At 62.8% G+C, this 23,791-nt stretch carries 16 protein-coding genes; 13 read left to right on the top strand and 3 right to left on the bottom strand.

What is annotated here, in order from left to right:
- Nucleotides 1-254 precede the first annotated feature (254 nt).
- Nucleotides 255-1,763 (top strand): MFS transporter, encoded by a 1,509-nt coding sequence (locus PQQ95_RS13235; RefSeq protein WP_408437996.1) that lies wholly within the window; start codon nucleotides 255-257, stop codon nucleotides 1,761-1,763.
- 34 nt (nucleotides 1,764-1,797) lie between these two features.
- On the opposite strand, the gene gudD is transcribed toward PQQ95_RS13235, so the two are convergent.
- Nucleotides 1,798-3,147, bottom strand: a complete 1,350-nt coding sequence (gudD, locus tag PQQ95_RS13230; protein ID WP_408437826.1) for a glucarate dehydratase — start codon at nucleotides 3,145-3,147, stop codon at nucleotides 1,798-1,800.
- A 364-nt stretch (nucleotides 3,148-3,511) separates the two neighbouring features.
- On the opposite strand from gudD, the gene PQQ95_RS13225 reads away from it, so the two are divergent.
- The 6 genes from PQQ95_RS13225 (at nucleotide 3,512) to PQQ95_RS13200 (ending at nucleotide 12,741) form a co-directional block, all read left to right on the top strand.
- On the top strand, nucleotides 3,512-4,222 hold the full coding sequence (locus tag PQQ95_RS13225; protein WP_408437825.1) for a FadR/GntR family transcriptional regulator: 711 nt from the start codon (nucleotides 3,512-3,514) through the stop codon (nucleotides 4,220-4,222).
- Between the two features lie 231 nt (nucleotides 4,223-4,453).
- Nucleotides 4,454-5,899, top strand: a complete 1,446-nt coding sequence (locus tag PQQ95_RS13220; protein WP_408437824.1) for a sensor domain-containing diguanylate cyclase — start codon at nucleotides 4,454-4,456, stop codon at nucleotides 5,897-5,899.
- Between the two features lie 288 nt (nucleotides 5,900-6,187).
- Nucleotides 6,188-6,694: a DUF2844 domain-containing protein gene (locus PQQ95_RS13215; protein WP_408437823.1), complete on the top strand. Its 507-nt coding sequence runs from the start codon at nucleotides 6,188-6,190 to the stop codon at nucleotides 6,692-6,694.
- A gap of 32 nt (nucleotides 6,695-6,726) precedes the next feature.
- The gene (locus PQQ95_RS13210) at nucleotides 6,727-8,037 is read left to right on the top strand and encodes a DUF3443 family protein (RefSeq protein ID WP_408437822.1); all 1,311 of its coding nucleotides are present in this window, start codon (nucleotides 6,727-6,729) and stop codon (nucleotides 8,035-8,037) included.
- A gap of 187 nt (nucleotides 8,038-8,224) precedes the next feature.
- Nucleotides 8,225-9,817: a tetratricopeptide repeat protein gene (locus PQQ95_RS13205; RefSeq protein WP_408437821.1), complete on the top strand. Its 1,593-nt coding sequence runs from the start codon at nucleotides 8,225-8,227 to the stop codon at nucleotides 9,815-9,817.
- Entirely contained in the window at nucleotides 9,787-12,741 is a 2,955-nt protein-coding gene (locus tag PQQ95_RS13200) for a tetratricopeptide repeat protein (protein ID WP_408437820.1), read from the top strand. The genes PQQ95_RS13205 and PQQ95_RS13200 overlap by 31 nt, the downstream gene beginning before the upstream one ends.
- Before the next feature lie 33 nt (nucleotides 12,742-12,774).
- Here the strand turns inward: PQQ95_RS13200 and PQQ95_RS13195 are convergent, their stop codons facing one another.
- Complete coding sequence (locus PQQ95_RS13195; protein ID WP_408437819.1) at nucleotides 12,775-13,626, bottom strand: IclR family transcriptional regulator; 852 nt, start codon at nucleotides 13,624-13,626, stop codon at nucleotides 12,775-12,777.
- Between the two features lie 143 nt (nucleotides 13,627-13,769).
- On the opposite strand from PQQ95_RS13195, the gene PQQ95_RS13190 reads away from it, so the two are divergent.
- The 6 genes from PQQ95_RS13190 to PQQ95_RS13165 all read left to right on the top strand — a co-directional run bounded on the left by PQQ95_RS13190 (nucleotide 13,770) and on the right by PQQ95_RS13165 (nucleotide 21,261).
- Nucleotides 13,770-14,978, top strand: coding sequence for an acyl-CoA dehydrogenase family protein (locus PQQ95_RS13190; protein ID WP_408437818.1), 1,209 nt, complete (start codon nucleotides 13,770-13,772; stop codon nucleotides 14,976-14,978).
- Nucleotides 14,979-14,986: 8 nt separating this feature from the next.
- Nucleotides 14,987-17,236: an acetate--CoA ligase family protein gene (locus PQQ95_RS13185; protein ID WP_408437817.1), complete on the top strand. Its 2,250-nt coding sequence runs from the start codon at nucleotides 14,987-14,989 to the stop codon at nucleotides 17,234-17,236.
- Between the two features lie 164 nt (nucleotides 17,237-17,400).
- Nucleotides 17,401-18,798 carry an MFS transporter gene (locus PQQ95_RS13180; protein ID WP_408437816.1) on the top strand — a complete coding sequence of 466 codons (1,398 nt, stop codon included), beginning with the start codon at nucleotides 17,401-17,403 and terminating at the stop codon, nucleotides 18,796-18,798.
- A gap of 78 nt (nucleotides 18,799-18,876) precedes the next feature.
- Nucleotides 18,877-19,692, top strand: a complete 816-nt coding sequence (locus PQQ95_RS13175) for an alpha/beta fold hydrolase (RefSeq protein WP_408437815.1) — start codon at nucleotides 18,877-18,879, stop codon at nucleotides 19,690-19,692.
- Nucleotides 19,693-19,775: 83 nt separating this feature from the next.
- Nucleotides 19,776-20,636: a DUF5672 family protein gene (locus tag PQQ95_RS13170; protein WP_408437814.1), complete on the top strand. Its 861-nt coding sequence runs from the start codon at nucleotides 19,776-19,778 to the stop codon at nucleotides 20,634-20,636.
- A 397-nt stretch (nucleotides 20,637-21,033) separates the two neighbouring features.
- Complete coding sequence (locus tag PQQ95_RS13165) at nucleotides 21,034-21,261, top strand: hypothetical protein (protein WP_408437813.1); 228 nt, start codon at nucleotides 21,034-21,036, stop codon at nucleotides 21,259-21,261.
- Nucleotides 21,262-21,422: 161 nt separating this feature from the next.
- On the opposite strand, the gene PQQ95_RS13160 is transcribed toward PQQ95_RS13165, so the two are convergent.
- Nucleotides 21,423-23,651, bottom strand: a complete 2,229-nt coding sequence (locus PQQ95_RS13160) for an NADP-dependent isocitrate dehydrogenase (protein WP_408437812.1) — start codon at nucleotides 23,649-23,651, stop codon at nucleotides 21,423-21,425.
- Nucleotides 23,652-23,791: the final 140 nt, after the last annotated feature.

The raw sequence follows: 23,791 nt of genomic DNA, 5'->3' as shown, positions 1-23,791 counted from the left end.
ATCGCATGTCAAACTGCGCACGCGGTGCCGTCCTGGCATGCCCGGTATTGCTCCGGGCAAAAACACTCGGAATAGTTTCATGTAAGGGAAAACCCGTATAATCTGGACCCAGAGGTCAGACAACTATCGGACACAATAGTGGTCAAGACCCTGGCCGCGCCCTTCCGCGCAGCGCCTACCCTGACAAGCCCTTCTCTCCCAGACCCGTGAACCCGACTGCGACTGCCCTGCCTTTCCGAAACGCCCTGTTCGCGATGCTCGGCATCGGCCTCGTCAATATGCTGGTCGCACTCGACCAGACCGTCGTCAGCACCGCATTGCCTTCAATCGTCGCCGAGCTGCATGGCTTCGAGTACTACGCGTGGATCGCCAGCGCGTATCTGTTGGCGTCGGTGGTGACAGTCCCCGTGTTCGGCCGTCTCGGCGACTACTTCGGTCGCAAGCGTTTCGTCATCGCCGCGGTCATCACGTTTACAGTGGCGTCGGTGCTCTGCGGCGTCGCGAACAACATGCTGTTCCTCGTGGTCGCACGCGGCCTGCAAGGGGTCGGCGGCGGGATGATGGTCGGCACAGCGTTCGCGTCGATCCCGGATCTTTTCCCCGATCCGCGCGCACGGGTGCGCTGGCAAGTGGTGATGGCGGCCGCCTATGGAATCGGCACCGCAGCGGGTCCGTCGCTGGGCGGCTGGATGAGCGAGCATTGGGGCTGGCGCTCCACCTTCCTGATCAATCTGCCCGTGGGCGCCGCGGCGCTCTATTTCATCTGGGCGCACCTGCCCAACTTTCAGCGTCCGCACGAGGGCGAGGTCAAGATCGACTGGCTCGGCGCGGCGCTAGTCGCCGCCGTGTTGGGCGGCCTGCAGGCTTTTATCGAAGCCGTGCCGAAAGACGGTCTGACGCCCGGCAACCTGGCGCTGGCGGCCTTCGTGATCGTGGGCGCCATTGCGTTGCTGGTGTGCGAGAAACGCGCCACGCATCCGATCATTCCGCTCGACCTGTTCAAGGACGCGCAACTCGTCACGCTGTTCATACTCGGCTTCCTGTCCGGCTTCGTGATGTTCTCGCTGATCTTCTTCGCACCGCTGCTGTTGCAAGGCGGCTTCGGGCTGTCGCCGCAACAGGCCGGCCTGCTCGCAACGCCGATTGCCGCCTGCATCGCACTCGGCAGTCTGCTGAATACGCGCATTGTGATTCACATGAAGAAGCCCACGCGGATTCTGTCGATCGGTTTCGCGTTGCTGCTGTTTGCAGCGATCGCCCTGGCGTTCGCCAATCCGGAGACGCCGCATGTGTGGATCGAGTTGCCGATGGCGGCCGTCGGCATCGGCCTGGGGTTCATCCTGAACAACCTGAATGTGTTCGGCCAGGAGATTGCCGGGCGCGAACGCTTCGGCATCACGACCGCGCTGCTGCAGTCCACGCGGATGGTGGGTGGGATGCTCGGCACCAGCATTGTGGCAACCGTGGTGCAGCATCACTATCGCGACGTGGTCACGCGCACGATGAGCGTGCTCGGCGAGCCGGCCGCATCGCAATGGCGGCCGCGCTTCGTCGATCTGCGCATCCTGATCGACGAAGCGTCACGCCTGAAACTGATTGCGGATATGAAGCCCTCGGGGCTCAATACGTCGGCACTGGTCGACACGGCACGCGATGCACTGGTGCAGTCGATTCATATCGGTGTATGGCTGACGGCAGTGGCGGCACTTGTGGCCGCCTTGCTCGTGCAACGCATCTCGCACGTTGTATTTCGCCGGAGCTGAGCGCGGCCGAACCACCGCTCGGATCCCCGGAGACTCAGCGCACGAGACACGGGCGCTTGTTATCGAACGTCCAGTTCGGAATCAGGTACTGCATGGCCACGCCGTCGTCGCGTGCGCCGAGGCCATGCTGCAGATACAGCGCATGCGCCTTTTCGATCTCGTCCATATCCAGCTCGACACCGAGGCCGGCGGCCTGAGGCACCTTGACCTTGCCGCCGACGATCTGCAGCGGCTCGCGCGTCAGGCGCTGACCGTCCTGCCAGATCCAGTGCGTGTCGATCGCGGTGATCTTGCCGGGCGCCGCGGCCGCGACATGCGTGAACATCGCGAGCGAGATGTCGAAGTGATTGTTCGAATGCGAGCCCCAGGTCAGCCCCCATTCGTTGCACATCTGCGCCACGCGCACCGAACCCTGCATGGTCCAGAAGTGCGGATCGGCAAGCGGAATGTCCACGGACTGCAACTGGATCGCGTGGCCCATCTGGCGCCAGTCGGTCGCGATCATGTTGGTCGCCGTCGGCAAACCGGTCGCGCGACGGAATTCGGCCATCACCTCGCGGCCTGAGTAGCCGTTTTCCGCACCGCACGGATCTTCCGCGTAAGCGAGCACGTCGTGCTGGTCGCGGCATAGGCGCACCGCTTCCGCGAGCGACCACGCGCCGTTCGGGTCGAGCGTGACGCGGGCGTTGGGGAAGCGTTCCGCGAGCGCCGTCACCGCTTCGATTTCGGCGTCGCCGGGCAGCACGCCGCCCTTGAGCTTGAAATCGTTGAAGCCATAGCGCGCCTGCGCCGCCTCGGCAAGCCGCACCACCGCCTCGGGCGTCATGGCCTCTTCGGTACGCACGCGCTCCCAGTCGTCGCGCCCTTCCGCGCCACTGCCATAGGGCAGATCGGTTTTCTTGCGGTCGCCGATATAGAACAGATAACCGAGCATTTCCACTTCGTCGCGTTGCTGGCCTTCGCCGAGCAGTGCCGCGACGGGGACGCCCAGATGCTGACCGAGCAGATCGAGCAGCGCGGCTTCAAGTGCGGTCACCGCGTGAATCGTGGTGCGCAGATCGAAAGTCTGCAGACCGCGCCCGCCGGCGTCGCGATCGGCGAATTGCGTACGCGCCTTGTTCAGGATCGCCTGGAGATTGCCGATCGACTGACCGACAACCAGCGGACGCGCGTCGTCGATCGTCTTGCGGATACTCTCGCCGCCCGGCACTTCGCCGACGCCGATATGGCCGGCGCTGTCGCGCAGAATGACGATGTTGCGCGTGAAGAACGGCCCATGCGCGCCGCTCAGATTCATCAGCATGCTGTCCCGGCCGGCAACGGGCACAACGCGCAACTCGGTCACGATCGGCGTAGCGTTCGATGGGGATGTGTTCGTGGACATGGTAGTGGGCCCGGTAGTGATACGTTGTCTGATGACAGTCTACTATTTTCTCGCCACGAATTCCAACGGGGTGTTTACCCTGCCACTCAGGCTATACTCACCGGGAAACAGCAGTCACAACGCTGCTGCGGCGCTCAAACAACAGAACCAAACTAAGACGTCTGATGACATAGAAAAAAGTGCGCTGGCTGTCCCAGCCATGTCCAGCAACAGATCCTCGCTCGCCGCCGGCATCGGCAGCGCGAGATTCAAATCGTCCTCTTTCGGACTGACGCTATGATGACTATGTCGAGACGACACACGACAACGTCACCCGCCCCACCCACCGTGTGAATTCCAGCCGATTGGTCAATACGCTACAAAGATGAGCAGCCTAACTGAGAAGGTGGTGGCCAGCCTTTCCGATGAAATCCGCCGCGGCACGCTGAGGCCCGGAGACCGCATCCCGACAGAAGTCGCGATGATGAAGCAGCTCTCCGTAAGCCGCTCCGTGGTTCGCGAGGCAATCTCGCGCCTGCAGGCGGCCAAGGTGGTCGAGACGCGTCACGGCATTGGCACGTTCGTTCTGGAGCCGGCGACCGAACAGGCCATGCAACTCCCCGCCGCCGACCTCTCCAGCATGCTGGACGTGATGGCCATCATCGAATTCCGCATCGACGTCGAGGCGGCCTCGGCCGCGCTCGCGGCGGCGCGGCGCACCGAACAGAATCTCAAGCAGATTCGTGGCGCGCTGGAGCGCTTCGAGTCCGAACTCGAGCGCGGGAGCACCGACACGGTGGCGCACGATATCGAGTTCCATCTGCAGATCGCGCGCGCAAGCGGCAATCGCTACTTCTTCGACGTGCTCAGCCAACTCGGCCGGGCGGTGAGTCCGCGCACGCGGCTCGGCAGCGCCGAGATCGCGGAACTCGACCATATCGAGCATCTGCGCAATGTGCTCGGCGAGCATCAGATGATCTATCGGGCCATCGAACGCCAGGACGCCGACGACGCGCGCGCCGCGATGCGGATGCATCTGGGCAACAGCCGCGAGAGACTTCGGCGCGCGCACGAGTTGAGTAAGGCAGGTGGCTGAACCCGTCGGCCGTGATGCGCGCGCGGCGGCAGCGCCCGATTGACCCCTATGCGTATTCAATGATTCAATCGCCACGGCGGTAGGACAATTCGGCCACACTGGGGAGTCAGGCACGTGTCGAGAGGACAGGTTCTTACCTTGCGCTATCGATTGGCCAAACGGTTCGCTGCGACCCGAAAATGGTTTTCGTGGGCAATCGGCAGGCATCCCTTTCTGGCTGGCCTATCCGGCATGGTCGCCGCCACCGTCATGGCCGCACTGACTTTCGTCGCGCTCTACAACAGCCGCCAGGACGAGTTCAACCATGCCATGGAAAATTCGCGCAACCTTGTCGCGATCATTAGCAGCGATCTGGCGCGCAGTGTCACCCTCTACGATCTGTCATTGCGCAGCGCCGTGACGGACGCCGAGCGCCCGGAAACGTGGACCTTATCGCCCTACTTGCGGCAGCGCGTGCTGTTCGATCGCGGACTGGGTTCGCCGATTTCAGTCGATGCCTACATTGTCGATGCACAAGGCCATGTCAAAGCGTCCTTGAGCGGAAACACTTATCCCGGCCTGTCGTTCGCGCACCGCGACTACTTCACCGTGCAGCAGAACAACCCCTCGGCGGGTCTCTACATTTCGAATCCCTATCAGTCGCAAGTCCGCAACGGCGCACTGGCCGTGGCGCTGACGAGGCGCATCAATACACCCGATGGCGCGTTCGACGGCGTCGCGCTGGTCAGCATACGGATCGAATACTTCGTACATCTGCTCGACAATATCGAACTCGGCACGCATGGCGCCGGCGTGATCGTGCTCGACAACGGTACGCTCATCGCCAGCCGGCCTGCGGCGCACCGCGGGATCGGCTCGAACTATGCGAATACGTCAAATTTCGCCAGCATTGCAAGCCATCAGTCCGGCAGCTTCGTGTCGGACGGTTCTCTGGATGGCGTCTCGCGGTTGTACACCTATGCCCATGTGCCCGGCACACCGCTGATCGTCGCCATCGCGCCGGCCGTGGAAGACGTGCTCGCCGACTGGCGCAAACGCAACATGCTGGCGGGCGCGATGACCGTGCTGTTCGGCGGGGCCTACGTGGTCGTGGCGTGGTTATTCGCCTTTGCGCTGCGGGACAAGGCGCGTGCCGAATCCGAATTGCAACGCATCGCCGCAACCGATGCGCTGACCGGCTTGAGCAACCGCCGCGCATTCGACCGCCGGCTCGCACAGGAATGGCGGCGCGCGCAGCGCGAGCAGACCCCGCTCTCGCTGCTCTTCATCGACATCGATCACTTCAAACGCTTTAACGATACCTACGGCCACGCGACAGGCGACGAGGTATTGACCGTGGTAGCCGAGCGCATCACGTCGGGCACGCGGCGCGCGGTGGATCTCGCCGCGCGCTATGGCGGCGAGGAATTCGCGGTGGTGCTGCCGAATACATCGCTTGAAGGCGCGATCAAGGTGGCGGAAAAAATCCGCAAGCGCGTTGAATCGGCCGGCCTGGAGCACAAGGATACGCAGAGCGGACATGTGACGATCAGCGTGGGCTGCGCGTCATGCAAGCCGCCCGAGGGCGGCAGCGCCGCCGCTTTGCTCGCCGCGGCAGATGCCCAGTTGTATGTCGCAAAAGCCGGCGGACGCAACCGCGTGGCATGGCAGACAGGCGCCGTGCAAGCAGTGGCCTGAATATCGAGGAAACAGATATCGGAGCGCGTGGTAACGCGGGCCATTAATTATCTATTACACGTCATCTGAAAGCGCCACGGTGAATCCAGGCTATTTTCACCTTCGGCCCTTACTCCATTCGCAAGGCCGCCGTTTAGTTTCCGGCCGGTTAGCTTTCAATTTCAAATAGACCCCGAATCGCCTCGCTATTCGTCTGTTTTAATCGAACCGATGCACGTTAGCATTTACGTCGCGTGGGTGCGCGGAAACGTTCACGCGCATTTTCCGAAAAACGTCGAAAACCCAAAAATGATAATCAGCCAATTTCGCATGCTCGTGGTGGCCGCGGCCTCATTCGCCACGGTCGCGCCGGCGTACGCAGGATTAGGCGGCGCGCCGACCTACCCCGTGACCGCCAGCAGCATCAGCGCCGGGGCCGCCAGCCAGGGCGGCAGCGCGGTGGCCCGTTTTGCCGCAAGCGCCAATGCGGCTTCGTCGGCCTACACCGTGAGTCAGACCACGCTTGCGTCGGGCACGGTAGTGAACGAGTACATCGCGGCGGGCAATACCGTGTTCGCGTTGAGCTGGGAAGGCCCCACCATGCCGCCGCTCAACACGCTGCTCGCCACGTACTTCCCGTCTTACGTGCAGGGACTCACCGACGCGCACGCAGCGCAAGGCGGCGGCTATGGCGCAGCCGTCGTACACCAGCCGGCGCTGGTCGTGGAGACCGGTGGCCATATGGGCGCTTTCGTGGGTCGCGCCTATCTGCCGCAAGCGTTGCCGCAAGGCTTCAGCGCTGACGACATCAAATAAGTCTGCTAAAAAAATCAATCGAGAGAATAAAAGTGCGCAAAATCGCATGGGTTATTGCTGCGGCGCTCGGGCTGGGTCTGGCCGGCTGCGGTGGGGGTGGTGGTAGCAGCAGCAACACTGGAACCAACAGCAACACGTCGATCAACGCACCGGCCGGCGGAACGCCGCCGCCAACGCAGAGCACAACGAGTTCTCCGCCCAACGTCCTCGCGGCGGACGCGTCGGCGGTGCCGACAGCGGTCGGTCCCGGCAATACGATTGCGGTGACGGTCAGCAGAACGGGCATTCACAATCAGCCCATGGTCAGTGTCACGATCTGCGCCCCCGGATCGAACGCCGGCACCCGTTGCGCGACGATCCCGAACGTGATCGTCGATACCGCATCGTTCGGGCTGCGCCTGGTTCGCTCGGCGATTCCGCCTGCCACCTTCAGCGCGCTCACAGCCGAAACCGCCCAGCCGAGCAATCTCCCGCTCGCCGAATGCGCGTTGTTCGGCAGCGGCTACGCATGGGGTTCCGTCCATCTCGCGGACGTTGCGATGTCGGGTGAAATTGCCCCGAGCGTGCCGATCCACATAATCGGCGATTCGGACCTGACCGTGGCCGCGCCGAGCGAGTGTCAGGTTGGCCGCCCCTTGGTCACCCCGGCCGATCTCGGCGCAAACGGCATTCTCGGAATCGGCGTGAGCCCGAATGACTGCGGCTCGGCCTGCGCGAACAATGCGGTATCGACGTTCTACTACACCAACGCGGGGACGGTCACCTCGGTGCCCGTGAGCGGACAGATCACCAATCCGGTCACACTGTTCGGACGGGACAGCAATGGGGTGATTCTGGAGATGGGCCAGGTTTCCGACAGCGGCAGCGCGACGGCTCAGGGTACGCTGGTGTTCGGGATCGACACGCAAGCGAACAATGCCTTGTCAGGCACGAGCGCCACGCTGATCAGGACGAACGGAAACGGCGACTTCGCGTCGATCTACAGTGGCAGCACACTGACAAAGACGTTCTTCGATTCCGGATCGACGGTGTTGTTCTTTCCTGACCTGACGATCCCGGTTGATAGCGCGTCCGGCTACTACATCCCGGCTGCGACAGTGGGGCGGACGGCGACACTGGTGGCAACCAGTCCGGCGAGTGTCTCACTCGGCTTCAATATCGCGAACGGAGCGACGCTGAACGCATCGGGGAATAACGCGTTCAATAACCTCGGCATTTATATGTCGCGGCAGTTCGATTTCGGCATGCCGTTCTTCTACGGTCGGCATGTGTACTACGGCATTTCGGGCAAGACGTCCACGGGTGGAGGTACGGGGCCCTATGTAGCGTACGTTTCGAGCTGAGTAAGGGGTTCTGCGCGGTGGATATAGGCGGTAATGCCGATATCCATTTGCGCGGGACAGGAATCTTTCTAAAAGCCGGATCACGGATAGTCCGGCTCTCAAGTTTTTCATTTTCCCGCCGATATGGGTGCTGGGGCGCGGAGTCATTCACACCCGCGCCAACCCTCTTCACCGCTCGAATAAAAAAATGAAGAACACCGTAATCCGACGCTCGGCAGCCATCGTTGCCGCCTTGTGCATGAGCGCGTGCGCGCACAACCCCACGCCGGTCGCCGCGGCGGCAAAGAGCACGGCAACCGCTCCCCAGTCCGGGCCATCCGCGAACATTACCGCGAATATGCCGCCAGACGTGCTCGCCACCTGTCAACACAGTGCGGCTGAAATGGGCGCTGGTCATCTGGCGGAGGCGGCACGTCTCACGAACGAATGCCTTGCTTCGCACAGCCTGCCGGTCGCGTTGCGAACCCAAATGCTGCAAGGGCTAACGTTCGTCAATATGGCGCTTCGGGATGACCGGGCCGCGCTCGATTCGCAGCTTGCCGCAATCGAACTGACACCGGTCCCGAGCGACGTGCAACTCGTGCTGCTCGCGCATCTATATGGAACCAATCAGCGCAACGACGAGAGTCTCGCGACGCTTGACCGGATCCGGATAGCGCACGAGGCCAGGCACGACCTCGATCAGACCATTGGCGCCCCCTACTATCAGGAACTCGGCTCCGCGCTGGCCAGAGAGAAACGTTTTCCGGAATCCATTGACGCGTACTCCAAGGCCATCGCGCTGGAACCCGCGCTCGCGGAGCTCTATCGCAGACGCGCCTTCGCGCGCGAGGCATCCGGAGACACCGCTGGCGCGCGGGCGGACTATGTGCAGTTCGCGCGCTGGGCGCTCGACGCTGAGATGGATACGTCAGCGCGCACCAAACTTTCGTCACTCGGCATCGACGTCGCCAGCGAGCGGCGCCATCCTTTCGGCGACACCAATCCGCTCTACAACACAGCTGTACAACAGGTCGGGAAGGGGCAGCAGGCGTTGAAATCCGCGACGACTGCGCAGGCCAAAGCAGAGGCGTACAGCGACATTTCGGCGTTCTCGGACGACCTCGGCCGGCCTGCCGACGCATTGACGGCGATCGACAAGGCGATCGCACTCGCGCCGGACGACACGAGCTATAAGCAATCGAAAGTCACCACGCTGCTCAATCTGAACCGCATCGACGCCGCCATCGCGTATGCCGCACCGATCCGCAAACAGGCGCATGAAGAAGCTGCAGCGGCGACAGCCCCGTTCGCGGTCTACAAAAAGTACCGCGAGGTCTCGAGTTCGGTCGCGGTGGCCTACATCCAGCAGGGCAAATGGTCCGAGGCGATCGATGCACTGGTCGATAGCGCCAAGGGCGCGGCGTTCTACGATCAGGACTACATGGCGACGATGTATCTCTATGTACGAGCAAAAAGCGCGGGGGCGGCGCCCGCCAATCCTTACTTCGATGACTACATCCGGCGCACCGCGCAACCGGTCCTCGGAAACTATCGCCGCGAGCTGCTGTTGTACATGCAGGGCAAGCTGACGCTCGATCAGGTGTATATGCAGGTCATCTCGCTCGGCGATCAGGCCGCCATCCAGAATGCGCTTGCCGAGATCTGGTTCATGGCCGCGGCCTACGCGCGCTACGTGAAACACGACGATGACGCAGCGCGCGCTTTTGTCGGCCGCCTGAACGATCTCCAACCCTATGGAACGACCGAGTGGATGATGGTCCAGCGGGGCGGCGCGTGACCTTCGCATTCGCCAGCCGGTTTCATCGCGTGCCGCCCACCCTGTCGCGAATGTGTTCATTGCTCTCGTCGCTCACGCTCGCGGCAGTCACCGCGGCACCGATCGCCGCAAGCGCGATGCCGTGGCTGGTTCAGGACGCGGCTCGTCCGGCGTTTTCATTCACGGCCGTGCCGTTCGCACCGTTCAGCGACCCGACGACGCCTTGCGTACTGCGCTTCGGCGCCGGCCAGGAATGGGCCGCCTCGCCGCTCGCAAAGCCCGAACAGTTGCTCGCGTTGTGCCGCGCAGACGCTGCTGCCGGCAATCGTGACGCGCGCATCGTCTACGGACAAATGAAGCTGTTCGGCTTCGCGATGCGCCCTGACGATGCCGGTCTCGCCATTTTGAAGCAGACCGCTTTGGAGGGCTCGCCGGCCGCGCAGCGCGTCGTCGGCTCGCTTTACCACGACGGCTCGCGCGTGCCGAAGGACTATGCCGCTGCCCGCCGCTGGCTGACGCTCGCAGCCGACAATGGCGACGGCGCCGCGGCCGACACGCTCGGCCTCATGGACTACAACGGTGAAGGCGGCGCGGTCGACTTCGCCTCCGCATACGCGGAGTTCGTGCGTTCGGCTAAAAATGGCGATCCGCATGGAGCCACCAACGCCGGTCAACTGCTAGCCAGCGACCGGCCAGGCGTGCCTCGCGATGTTCACGGCAGCGTTACCTGGTTCATTCAAGGCGCGTTGCACGGCGATCCCGGCGGCGCGTTTCTGCTCGGCATTTCGCTCTTGCGCGGCTGGGGTGTTGCGCAGGATGCGCACAACGCGGCGGGATGGCTCAACGCGGCGGTTGCGCTGGACCATGTCGAAGCACGCGCCGCGCTCGCCGACCTGTATCTGACCGGCACGGGTGTCCCTCGTGACAACCAACGCGGCTTTGCGTTGATGTCGACGGCGGCGCGCCGCGGCTCGATCTATGCACAGCGTCGGCTTGGCGAACTGTACGCGAGCGGCGTCGGCACCCCGCGCAACGCGACGTTGGCACGGGCATGGCATCGAAAAGCCGCGCTCGAAGGCGACGCCATGGCGCAATTCGAACTGGCCGTCGAGTACCGCTTTGGGCTGGGCGGCCCGATCGATCCGGATGCTGCAATCGGATGGATGCGTGGCGCGGCGCAGGCAGGAGTTGCATCGGCTCAAAACGATCTCGGCGTCATGCTGCAGCATGGCGAAGGCGAAGCGCTCAACTTCGTCGAAGCGAAGCAGTGGTACGAACGCGCGTCCGCGCAAGGGCTAGGGGTCGCGTCGTTCAATCTGGCCTCGCTCGCCGACACCGGGCGCGGCATGCCGAAAGATCCGGCACTCGCCTTCCGGCTCGCGCGTACGGGGGCTGAACATGGGTATGCGCCAGCCGCCGCGATGGTCGGCAAGATGCTGTTCAGCGGCGACGGCGTGCCGGTCGATAAAGCGCAAGCAGTGGTTTGGTTTCGCAAGGCAGCCGACCTGGGCAACATCGAAGGCGGACGCCTGGCGGGCTGGCAATACCTGTACGGTATCGGCGCAGCGCGCGACGAAGCACTCGGCGAACATTACCTGGAATTCGCCGCGCAAGCCGGCGATCCGCAGGCGCAGACGATACTCGGCTCGTATCTGCTCAATCGTCCGTCTGCGGCCAGCAAGGACACTGGCAAGGCATGGCTGGTCAAGGCTGTCGCGCAAAAATTCGGTCCCGCTTACGCCGCGATGGGAAACCTCTACGCCAGGGGCGAAGGCATGACGCCCGATCAGGCGAGCGCGCTTAAATGGTTCACACGGGGCGCGGAATCAAACGATCTCGTCTCGCAACGCGTGCTATGTCTTGCCTACGCGAATGGCTCGGGCGCCGTGCGCGATGTGCGGGCCGCGCAGCGCTGGTGCGGCGCAGCCGCACAGGCAGGCGATACGCTCGCGATGCGTCAGTTGGCTGTCGGCATCGCAACCGGAAGCGACGCGGCAGCGCGGGAGCGGGTCTACTGGCAATGGCGTCTCGCGAGTACCGGTGACGCCGCCTACGAATCGATCCTCGGTGACTCGTACGACCAGGGCAACGGCGTACCGGCCGACTTCGGCGCGGCCATGTACTGGTTCCGCCTCTCCGCGGCACAGGGCAACGCCGCAGCGCAAACCTCACTCGCATGGCATCTGTTCACCGGACTCGGCGGTGAACACGATGAACAGGAGGCATTTGCCTGGGCCAGCCGGGCGACCGCCGGCAGTTCGGCCGCGATGGAAATGGTGGGCGAGGCCTATCTGACCGGACACGGTGTGGCGCGAGATGTGATCCTTGCGCGCGGATGGCTCGAAAAAGCCGCGGCTGCCGGGTCGTGTGAAGCGGCGAGCGATCTCGCGAACCTGTACGAGACCGGCACGGGTGTGCCACTTGATGACGAACTGGCGCTAAGCTGGCATCGCAAAGCCGCCGCGCTGGGATGCGATGCGGCGGTCATCGCGCTCGCCCTGCGTGCGCAGGCCGCGGGACAGACACACTCGCTCAGTCAACGGTCGGCGCACTGGCTCGCGCTCACCGCCGACGAGCCACCTTCGGGTGCGAGCGGCAGCTTACAAACCGCTGCTGCCGAGGGCAGCGAAGCTACGTGGAGCGCACTCTCGACTCTGAGCGAAGCGTTGAAGGGCGAACCATTGCGGCAGTACGAGACGGGTATCCGCTACCTCTCCGGCGACGGCGTGATGCGCGATAAAGCACTCGGCGACGCGTGGCTTCAGCGTGCCCAGGCAAGCTTTGCCGCGAAACCTGGCTTGCGTGCCTATGCCGACGCCACTCGGCTTGTTGAACAGCGCGTCGGTGCGGGTCTCACTGCGGCAGAGAGAGCGCGGGCTCAACAGTTGGCGCTCAATCTGATCGCGACGGTTCCTGCCAACCCGACCGGGCTCGCGACTCACTGACATCGACATCGCGGGCCGCCGGTCAGCGGGCCTTTAATAAATCCCCATCGCCCCTTCGATACTTCGCACCATTGAAACCAGCCGTGGCCCGATGTCCCCTTCCAGCTGATTCTCCTTCAGCAGATATGAGGGGACCCCGCAGTTGAACACCAGAATCTCGCCGTCGGCCGAAGGTTTCATCGGCACGGCGACGGCGTGGACTTCGCGTCGCAGGTCTCCGTACGAGACGCAGAATCCACGCTCGTAGAAGTAGTCGATGCCGCTCATCACGCGCTCGCGAAACGTATTCCATTCGCCCGGCGCCTTCACCGCAATCTCATTGCAGAGCGCCTCGCGCCGTTCGACCGGTAGCGCGGCGAGGAGCGCACGGCCCATCGCGGTTCGCACGATCGGATAGCTCAGGCCGATATCCGCGGGCAGCCCCAAAGGCGTCGTGCTGCGGCTGCTTTCCAGATACACGACATTGAGCCGGTCACGCATGCCAAGCGAAACCGAACCGCGAATCTGATCGGCCAGCTCCTTCATCGAAGGCCGCGCGATCTGCCGCACACTCAAACTTGCAAGCAACGGATAGCCCAGCGACAGCACGGCCGAGCCGAGCTGAAACTTGTTGTTCATGCGATTGACGCGCAGGTAGCCGAGGCGCGTGAGCGTGTAGGTGAACCGCGAGATGGTGGCCTTGGTCATGCCGGTGCGCGCCGCCAGTTCCGCGTTGCCGAGTTGCGATTCGCGCGGCGTAAAACAATGCAGGATGTCGAGGCCGCGCGCCAACGTAGTGGCGAACTGCCGGTCGCCGTCGAATTCGTCGGGCACGTAGCGCGCCTTCGAATCCAGATAGTCGCTTGTCAGCGCTGCCGCCTCGGAAAGTTTGTTGTTGGCTGCCATGGTCGTCCTCCTCCAGAGGGTCAATTCTGCGCCAGTCGTTCAGCATATCCAAACTGTGTTCTGCAGAGTCGAACAAATCGTTCCAACCACCTGTAAATCTTCGATAGTGAAGTCATAAATCGACTCACATGACGGAGACAAGCATGACCAGTAATCCCTCGCATTTCGACTCGATGCTCGCCGACGTCGCGCGTTTCGTTCGCGAAGAAGCGATTCCGCGCGAAAACGAAATCGAACAGGCGGACGCCGTGCCGGCGGATCTCGTCGCACGCATGCGCGAACTCGGCTATTTCGGCTGGAGCATTCCGCGCGACTTCGGCGGCGCAGGACTCTCGACCGAGCAACTCGTGCGCGGCGCATTCGCGCTTTCGCAAGCCTCGGTGGCATTTCGCGCGCGGGTGGGCACCAATACCGGCATCGGCTCGGAAGCGCTCGTCGCCGATGGCACCGGCGACCAGAAGCAGCGCTATCTGCCGCGTCTCGCCTCGGGCGAACTGACCGGCGCTTTCGCACTGACCGAAACGGACGCCGGCTCGGACGCCACCGCGTTGCGCACCACCGCGCGGCGCGACGGCGATCACTACATTCTCGACGGCAGCAAGTGCTTCATCACCAACGCGCCGATCGCGGACCTGTTCACGGTCATGGCCCGCACCGATCCGGCCACGCCCGGCGCCGCGGGCATTTCCGCGTTTCTCGTCGAACGCGGCATGCCGGGCCTCTCCACCAGCGCGCCTTACGACAAGATGGGCCAGGCGGGCTCGCCGGTCGGTGACGTGGTGTTCGATGCCTGCCGCGTGCCCGCGGCCAATCTGATCGGCGGCGTCGAAGGTCAAGGCTTCCGTACCGCGATGAAGGTATTGAACAAGCAGCGCATTCACCTCGCCGCGCTATGCACGGGCCCGGCCATGCGGATGCTTGAAGAAGCGGTTGCGTACACATCGAAACGCGAGCAGTTCGGCAAACCTGTCGCCGAATTCCAGCTCGTGCAGGCGCTGATCGCCGAATGTCAGACCGAAATCTTCGCCGCGCGCTCGATGATTCTCGAAACCGCTCGCAAGCGCGATGCAGGCGAGGACGTTGCACTGGAAGCATCGATGTGCAAGATGTTCGCCTCGGAGATGTGCGGACGCGTTGCGGACCGCGCGGTCCAGATGCTCGGTGGACGCGGCTATCTCGCCGGGAATGCGGTCGAGCGGTTCTATCGCGATGTGCGCGCGTTCCGCATTTACGAAGGCACCACGCAGATTCATCAGTTGAACATCGCGAAGATCACGCTGCGGCGCGCGGCTGAACGGGATCGGGCTAAACACACGGACAGCGTTCGAGCCGACGCTGCACACGCAGCATGAGCACCGCCATGAACGCCGTCACAAACACCACCACACACGCCGCAATCACGCTCGACATTCAACGGCTCGTCGATCCGCGCTCGATAGCGATCATCGGCGCCTCGAACGATCTAAAGTCCATCAGCGGCCAGCCGCTGCGCTTTCTCATGCAACACGGATATCAGGGCACGCTGTACCCAGTGAATCCGAAGTACGCCGAGATCGCCGGCGTGGCGTGCCACGCCAGCATCGCCGCGTTGCCCGCTACGCCCGATCTCGCGCTGATCCTCGTCGCGGCGCGGCGCGTTCCCGACATGTTGCGTCAATGCGGTGAAAAAGGTATCGGCTTCGCGATCATCTACAGCTCCGGCTTCGCCGAAGCGGGCGAAGCCGGCGCCGCGTTGCAACGCGAATGCGCGGAAGTCGCGCAGGCGTTCGGCATCCGTGTAATCGGCCCGAACTGCCAGGGATTCGTCAGCACGGGCGCCGGCGTTTACGCCGGATTCGGCGCACCGTTCGGCGTCGATTACCGGCGCGGCGGCCTGTCGTTGATTTCGCAGAGCGGCGGGTTTGGCTGCGCGCTGCTGCTGATGGCCGACGAACTGGGCATCGGCTTGCGCCATTTCATCACCACCGGCAACGAAGCCGACGTCAGCCTGCTCGATCTCGTCGATGCCTGTATCGCGGATCCGCAAACGTCGCTGATTGCCGCGTATATCGAAGGCTTGAAGGATGCGAGGCGTCTCGTCGACGCCGCCAACCGCGCGCTCGACGCCGGCAAACCGCTGCTCGCGTGGAAAGTCGGCAACACCGCCGACGGCGCCAAAGCCGCCGCGTCGCACACGGCGAATCTGGGCGGCGCATCCGCGCTCTATCGCACCGCGTTCCGCCAGACCGGCGTGATCGAAGTCACCGATGTCGCGGACCTCGGCGACTACGCCAAGGCGTTCGAAGCCAAACGCCTGCCGCGCGGCAACCGGATCGCGGTCGTCACGCTCTCGGGCGGCGCCGGCATTCTGATCACGGATGCGTGTGCTGAACGAGGCATGTCTGTGCCCGCGTTGTCGGCGGCTACGCTCGAGCGGCTCAAACCGATCGTGCCCGCGTTCGCCTCGTTGAACAATCCAATCGATCTCACCGCCGGCATCCTCGCCGAGCCGAAGATTTTTGCCGACGCGCTGCAGATCATTGCCGACGATCCCAACATAGACGCCATCGCGATCATGGCCGCAGCAGCGAGCGGGGAAGTGGCTCGCGCAATGGCCGAGGCGATCGTGCGCGTCTACGACGCCACGACCAAGCCGATGATGCTCGCCTGGAACGCCCGCCGCGACATGGCCGCCGAAGCCTACGAGATGATCGGAAAGCATGGTGTGCCGCTCTACACAACACCCGTGCGTTGCGGACGCGCGTTCGCGGTGTTGTCGGACTATGCGCAAGCGCAGCGCACGCGTGCAGCGGCGCGTCGTGCCGAATCGCTAGTGCTGCCGCCATACGATGTCGAGCAAGCTCGCGCGTTGCTGGCTGCTAGCCAAGGCGACCTGACCGAACATGCCTCGCAGTCGTTGCTGCGCGCTTACGGCATCGAAACGCCCAGAAGCGGCCTCGCGCACACCAGCGGTGCAACGTGCGCCATCGCGCGGTCGATCGGCTTTCCGCTCGTCATCAAAGTGCAATCGCCCGACATTCCACACAAGACGGAGGCCGGCGCTGTGCGGGTCGGCATCCGCGATGAAGCCATGCTGGCCGATGCCTTCGATGAAATCGTCGCGAATGCGCGCCGCCATGTGCCTCACGCGCGGATCGAAGGCGTGCTGGTGCAGGAGGAGATCCGCGATGCGATCGAAATGATCGTCGGGATCGAAAACGACGCGTCGTTCGGGCCGGCCGTGATGTGCGGCCTCGGCGGAATCTATGCCGAGGTGCTGAAAGACGTGGCGTTCCGACTGGCGCCGGTCACGCACGCCGACGCCCACGCGATGATCCGCGAACTGCGCGCCTTCGCGATACTCGACGGTGCGCGTGGCAAGCCGCCTCGCGATATCGAAGCGCTCGTCGAAACGATCGTCGCGCTCTCCGCTCTGGCGCTCGACCAGCAGGCAAGCCTGAAGGAGCTGGATATCAATCCGCTTTTCGTGCTGCCCGCAGGCAAGGGCGTGCGGGCCGGCGACGCGCTGGCCCGCTGCCTGCCGCGCGCCGCCCAGGCAACCGGCTCCGTCAACGCCGCCGGCGACATACACGAAAGCGGGCATTGCGCGCCGGCTGTCGTGGACGGATAGTGACGCGGTGCCAGAGCGCTTTGAGACCGGACGTCGCTGATTTGCCGCGCCCCATACGGACAGACGGCGCTAACCATCGCGCTAAAACCGCACTACGCGCGGCAACAGGCATCGCACGATGCCCAGCGACACCCACCGCAGTTGGCATTCTTCGCGAGACCATCATGCACGGCTATTCGCATTCAAACACATCGACCACCGACGACCTCACGCCCGTCGAAGTCGAACGCACTTACCGCAAGATCTTTTTCCGGCTGATTCCGTTGCTGTTTCTGTGCTACGTGATCAGTTATATCGACCGCGTCAACATCAGCTTCGCGAAGCTGCAGTTCATGCACGACCTCGGCTTCTCGGAGTCGACTTACGGCTTGGGCGCGGGGCTTTTCTTCATCGGCTACGTGCTGTTCGAAGTCCCGAGCAATCTGTGGATGCAGCGCGTCGGGGCACGCCGCACGCTGTTGCGCATCATGTTCGCATGGGGACTGGTGTCCAGTCTGATGATGTTCGTGCGCACGCCAACGCAGTTCTACGCGATGCGCTTCCTGCTCGGCGTGACCGAAGCGGGTTTCTTCCCCGGCATGATCTTCTATCTGAGCTGCTGGTTTCCCGGCGCGCGACGCGCCCGCGTGACCGCCTTTCTGATGATGGCGACCGCGGTGGCGGGCATCATCGGCGGGCCGATGTCGGGGTTCATCATGACGCGGCTTGCCGGCGTGGGCGGCTTGCCGGGCTGGCAGTGGCTGTTTCTTCTCGAAGGCGTGCCGGCCGTCACGCTCGGCGTCATTGCGTTCCTCACGCTCGGCGACCGGCCGGACGACGTGAGCTGGCTCGACGCGCGCGAGAAAGCGCTGGTGTCGCGCGAACTCGCCGCCGACGAGCAGACCAAGCAGACCGGTCATCTCGACGGACTGCGCGGCGCGCTCGCGAACCCACGCGTGTATTTCGCGGCGCTCGTCTATTTCGCGGTGATGATGCCGTTCAACGCGATCGGCTTCTGGGCCCCGACGATCATCCGCGATCTGGGCGTCGCCAACGTGCTGGATGTCGGGCTGTTGTCCGCGCTCGTCTTCATCGCGGCGGCGCTCGGCACCTATGTGGTGGGCGCCAGCTCCGACCGGACCATGGAACGGCGCTGGCACGTCGCGGCGAGCGCCTGCGTGACCGCGCTGGCGTTCGCGCTGCTGCCGGCCGCCGGCCATAACGTCGCGCTCGGTGTTGGGCTGCTGGCGCTGGCCGCGGCTGCGTCGTATGGCTCGTTTGTCGTGTTCTGGACGATTCCGCAGACTTTCCTGCCGCGCTCGTCGGCCGCGGGCGGCATTGCGATGATCACGAGTCTCGGCGGCACGGGCGGCTTCGTGAGTCCGGCGTTTGTCGGCTGGGTCAAGACGCAGACGGGCAGCGCGCAATATGGGCTGATCGGATTGGCGGTGGTGTTGCTGGCCGGCGTCGTGTTGATGCTGGTCGTGTTTCCGGCGCCGGGGGGAAATGTGTCAAATGCCGTCGTGCCCGGCAACGCAAGTGTTGATGCCGCCCATCCGCCGCTCGCGCGCGAAAATTCGTAGCCTTGTTGATTTTCTGGTGGCGGCGCTGGCAACCTAGCGGATCCTTGGGTTACCGAACTCACCAGGAAGGCACTCCTCATGGAATTCCGCGACGACGACCTCTCCCATTTCGAAGCCCACGGCGCCGTCCCGCTGCCGGCTCCGAACGACCACGGCTACGTCGAGCATGAAGGCGCGCGAATCTGGTACGCGTCATATGGGACCGGCCAGCCGGTGATCCTGCTGCATGGCGGTCTGGGGCACAGCGGCAACTGGGGCTATCAGGTTCCGGCGCTGGTTGGCTCGGGACACCGCGTGGTGGTCGTCGACAGCCGAGGCCATGGCCGCAGCACCCGCGATGCGCGCCCCTATCGGTACGAGCTGATGGCCTCCGACGTTCTAGCCGTGATGGACACGTTGCAGTTCGACCGGGCCGCGATGGTGGGCTGGAGCGACGGCGCGTGCGTCGCCCTGGTGCTGGGTCATCAGGCGCCGGAACGCGTGGCAGGCGTGTTTTTCTTCGGCTGCAACATGGATCCGGGCGGGACGAAAGAATTCGTGCCGACGCCGGTCATCGATCGCTGCTTCGGACGGCATGCCAAAGACTACGCGCAACTTTCGACTACGCCGGACAACTTCGATGCGTTTGTCGGCGCGGTCAGCGAAATGATGAGAACCCAGCCCAATTACTCGGCGCACGATCTGGCCGGAATCCGTGTGCCGGTTGCAATCGTCCAAAGCGAGCACGACGAGTTCATCAAGCCGGAACACGCCGACTATCTCGCCCGCAGCATTCCCGGTGCAAAGTTGATTTCTTTGCCTGGCGTGAGCCATTTCGCGCCGTTGCAACGGCCGGATGAGTTCAACCGCGTGCTGCTCGCGTTTCTCAAAAACGTTTTTTCCCAATCCATTTGATCTAAAGCAAGGTTGTCGCACGCGACGGCCTGTACATCGACGGATACATGCCAAGCTCGAGCCTTTTTTAATCGAAGCTCCGCATGAACACCCGCCCACAGATCGATTTACGCAGTGTGACGCTGTGTGCAGCAGACTCACTGAACCCGCACGTTGCGTTACACGCCCTGCGGCGATCGGCCCGGCTGTGCACATTCGGCGATGTGATTCTCTTTACTCACGAAGATATCCCGTCGGACATACGCACTGTACGCATTCCCCCGCTTCGATCGAGGGACGACTATTCGTCCTTCATGTTCAAGGACCTCGTCCACCATATCTCCACACCTTGGGTGCTCATCGCCCAATGGGACGGATTTGTCGTGGACGAAACAGTCTGGAATCAGTCGTTTTTCGACTACGACTATATCGGCGCAAGATGGCCGTTTCATTCCGACGGACTGACGGTAGGGAACGGCGGTTTCTCTTTGCGCTCGACGCGACTGCTTCGCGCCTGCGCAGAGGCGCGTTTTCCGTTCCTTCCGGGCGTCAACGAAGACGAGCTGATTTGCCGCGAATACCGGCCCGCGCTTGAAACCGAATGCGGAATCCGGTTTGCCCCCGACCATATCGCTGAGCGGTTTTCGCATGAGCGCGGCGCACTCGACACTCCAAGCTTCGGTTTTCACGGCGTGTTCAACATGTGGCGCCATGTGGACGACACCGAGATGATCGACATCATTCACGCCGTGGATTCGCGCACGATCGCCTCGGGTGAAATGGTCGAATCGCTGCACACCTATTTCACGCTCAGGAAGTTTGCGTGCCTGATGGCGCTCTACGCCAGACTGCGCGACGCCTGGAATCCGGTAGAGATCGCCCAGCAAATGGTTAATCGCGGCGCCACGAAAGAAGCTGCGGTCGAATGCATCAACAAATGCGAACGGATAGCTCAACGGGGCTAAAGCGATAGGGATGCCTTTCGCTGCAGCTGGCAACTCGCTCGCACCCTGCCCCACTATGTGGCCAAGCCGCCAAAATTTCACGATGTGATACGAGCCCTTGCTTCGTAAAAAATCGTGTTGCGTGGCACAAATCCGGCATTTCGCAATGTCGCCCCACGTTGCACATCGTAAAATGACGACAGCAAGTCTTTATTTTTAAACGATATTTTTTGATCGAGCGAACTGTCTAACAGCCCCTTGCGCCGTGACCTGCTGACGTAGACTCTTTCACAAGAGTCGGCGCTTCATGTGATGCAGCGAAATAGATGGGACAACAACGCACTGGCAGTATGTCCCCGCTCCATGCATGAAACCGCCGCGACACAGCGGTTTTTAAATGGCAATTGGGAGACTAAAAATGAAAGGCTTTCGCTTTGGATCGACCCAGGGAGCGTTCTACATTTTGCCGGGCCAGGATGGTTGGGAAGCCACCTACGGCAACGAGACGCTCGGTGAATTTTCCAGCCCGCAACAGGCAGCCGATGAAGTCGCACGCGGCCTCACCTGCCCGCAACTGACCGAAGTGGACACGGCGACGCTCGAAATTCCAGAAAAGCTCAGCGACTGGGAAATCGTTCACGTGTGAGGGCTGGCATGACCGCCACTCACGTATGCGTAGAAACGACGATGGCGCTCCTGAAGAGCGCCATCGTCTTGCTTACTGCTTACTTCAGTGCCTGCCTGGGTACCTTGAGCAACAGCCTCAGTACCTCGTTGGGCACCTCATTCAAACCCTCATTCAAACCATCAAGCAACCGCGTCCACGATCTTGTTCAGCGTGGCGCTCGGGCGCATGGCCTTGCTCGTCAGTTCGACATTCGGACGGTAGTAACCGCCAATATCCACCGGCTTGCCTTGCGCTGCACCCAGCTCTTCGATGATCTTCGCTTCGTTGTCGGCCATCGCCTTCGCCACGCCGGCGAACTGCGCCTGCAGGGCAGCGTCTTCAGTTTGCGCAGCGAGTGCCTCAGCCCAGTACATGGCCAGGTAGAAGTGACTGCCACGGTTGTCGATACCGCCCACCTTGCGCGCCGGCGACTTGTCGTTGTCGAGGAACTTGCCCGTTGCCTGATCCAGCGTTTTGGCCAGAACCTGCGCCTTCGGATTGTGATACGCGCCGCTCAGATGTTCGAGGGAAGCCGCCAACGCCAGGAATTCGCCGAGCGAGTCCCAACGCAGGAAACCTTCTTCGACCAGTTGCTGAACGTGCTTCGGCGCCGAACCGCCCGCGCCCGTTTCGAACATGCCGCCACCTGCCATCAGCGGGACGATCGACAGCATCTTCGCGCTGGTGCCCAGTTCCATGATCGGGAACAGGTCGGTCAGGTAGTCGCGCAGCACGTTGCCGGTGACCGAGATCGTGTCCTTGCCGGCGCGGATGCGCTCGATCGAGAACTTCGTGGCTTCAACCGGCGTCATGACGCGGATATCCAGACCGCTGGTGTCGTGGTCCTTCAGGTATTGCTCGACCTTTTTGATGATCTGGGCGTCGTGCGCGCGCGCCGCGTCCAGCCAGAAAATCGCCGGCGTACCGGTGGCGCGCGCGCGATTCACCGCGAGCTTGACCCAATCCTGGACCGGTGCGTCCTTGGTCTGGCACATGCGCCAGATGTCGCCCGCTTCAACCGACTGTTCGATCAGCACCGTACCGGCTGCGTCGGTCACGCGGACCACGCCGTCCGCCGGAATCTGGAACGTCTTGTCGTGTGAACCGTATTCTTCGGCGGCTTGCGCCATCAGGCCGACGTTCGGCACCGTACCCATGGTGACCGGATCGAACGCGCCGTTCTTCTTGCAGTCTTCGATCACAGCCTGGTAGACACCGGCGTAGCAACGGTCCGGAATCACAGCCTTGGCGTCGTGCAGTGCGCCGTCCGCGCCCCACATCTTGCCCGACTCGCGAATCATGGCCGGCATGGAAGCGTCGACGATCACGTCGCTCGGCACGTGCAGACTGGTAATGCCTTTGTCCGAGTTGACCATGGCCAGTTGCGGGCGTTGTGCGTACTGCGCCTTGATGTCGGCTTCGATCGCTTCACGCGTTTGTTCCGGCAGATCCTTCAGACGCGCGTACAGGTCGCCGATACCGTTGTTCGGGTTGAAGCCGGCTTGCGCCAGCACATCAGCGTGCTTGGCCAGCACGTCTTTGTAGAACACCGACACCACGTGACCGAAGATGATCGGATCCGACACCTTCATCATGGTGGCTTTAAGGTGCACCGAGAACAGCACGCCCTTGCTCTTCGCATCGGCGATTTCCGCTTCGATGAAGCTGCGCAGCGCGTTCTTGCTCAGAACCGAAGCGTCGATGATCTCGCCCGCTTGCACGGCCGTCTTTTCTTTCAGGACCTTCGTCGAGCCGTCGGCTGCGAACAGTTCGATCTTCACGGCGCCGGCTGCTGCGATCAGCGCCGATTTTTCGCTGCCGTAGAAATCGCCGCCGCTCATGTGCGCCACGTGCGACTTCGAATCCGCGCTCCACGCGCCCATCTTGTGCGGATGCTTGCGTGCGTAGTTCTTCACCGACAACGGCGCGCGGCGATCCGAATTGCCTTCGCGCAGCACCGGGTTCACCGCGCTGCCCTTGATCTTGTCGTAACGCGCCTTGACGTCTTTTTCAGCGTCGGTATTCGCCACGTCCGGATACGGCGGCAGCTTGAAACCCTGATCGCGCAGTTCGGTAATCGCGGCCTTGAGTTGCGGTACCGACGCGCTGATGTTCGGCAGCTTGACGATGTTCGCTTCCGGACGCGTGGTGAGTCCACCCAGTTCCGCCAGATCGTCGGAACCCTTCTGTTCCGCGGTCAGGTAGTCGGGAAATGCAGCGATGATCCGGCCAGCAAGCGAGATATCGCGCGTTTCAACGATCACGTCGGACGAGCGCGTGAACGCCTTGACGATCGGCAGCAGCGAATAAGTCGCCAGTGCAGGCGCTTCGTCGGTCAGGGTGTAGATGATCTTCGGCGATGTGGACATGTTTGATGCTTTGCTTGGTGAAGTGTTAGACAGAGCGTTGGTGGCGCTGAGCCGCGACGGGCGACAAAGCAGCAAGAACGCAGCGCGACCCACGGCACTACTTTTTACGGCACGAACGTGAGTATATGCGTGTTTTCCAG

Source organism: Paraburkholderia caffeinilytica (genome assembly GCF_046030355.1).
In the GTDB taxonomy this organism is placed as follows: domain Bacteria; phylum Pseudomonadota; class Gammaproteobacteria; order Burkholderiales; family Burkholderiaceae; genus Paraburkholderia; species Paraburkholderia caffeinilytica_B.
Note: the sequence above shows the minus strand (reverse complement) of the source record. Positions and strands in the feature narration are given on the sequence as shown.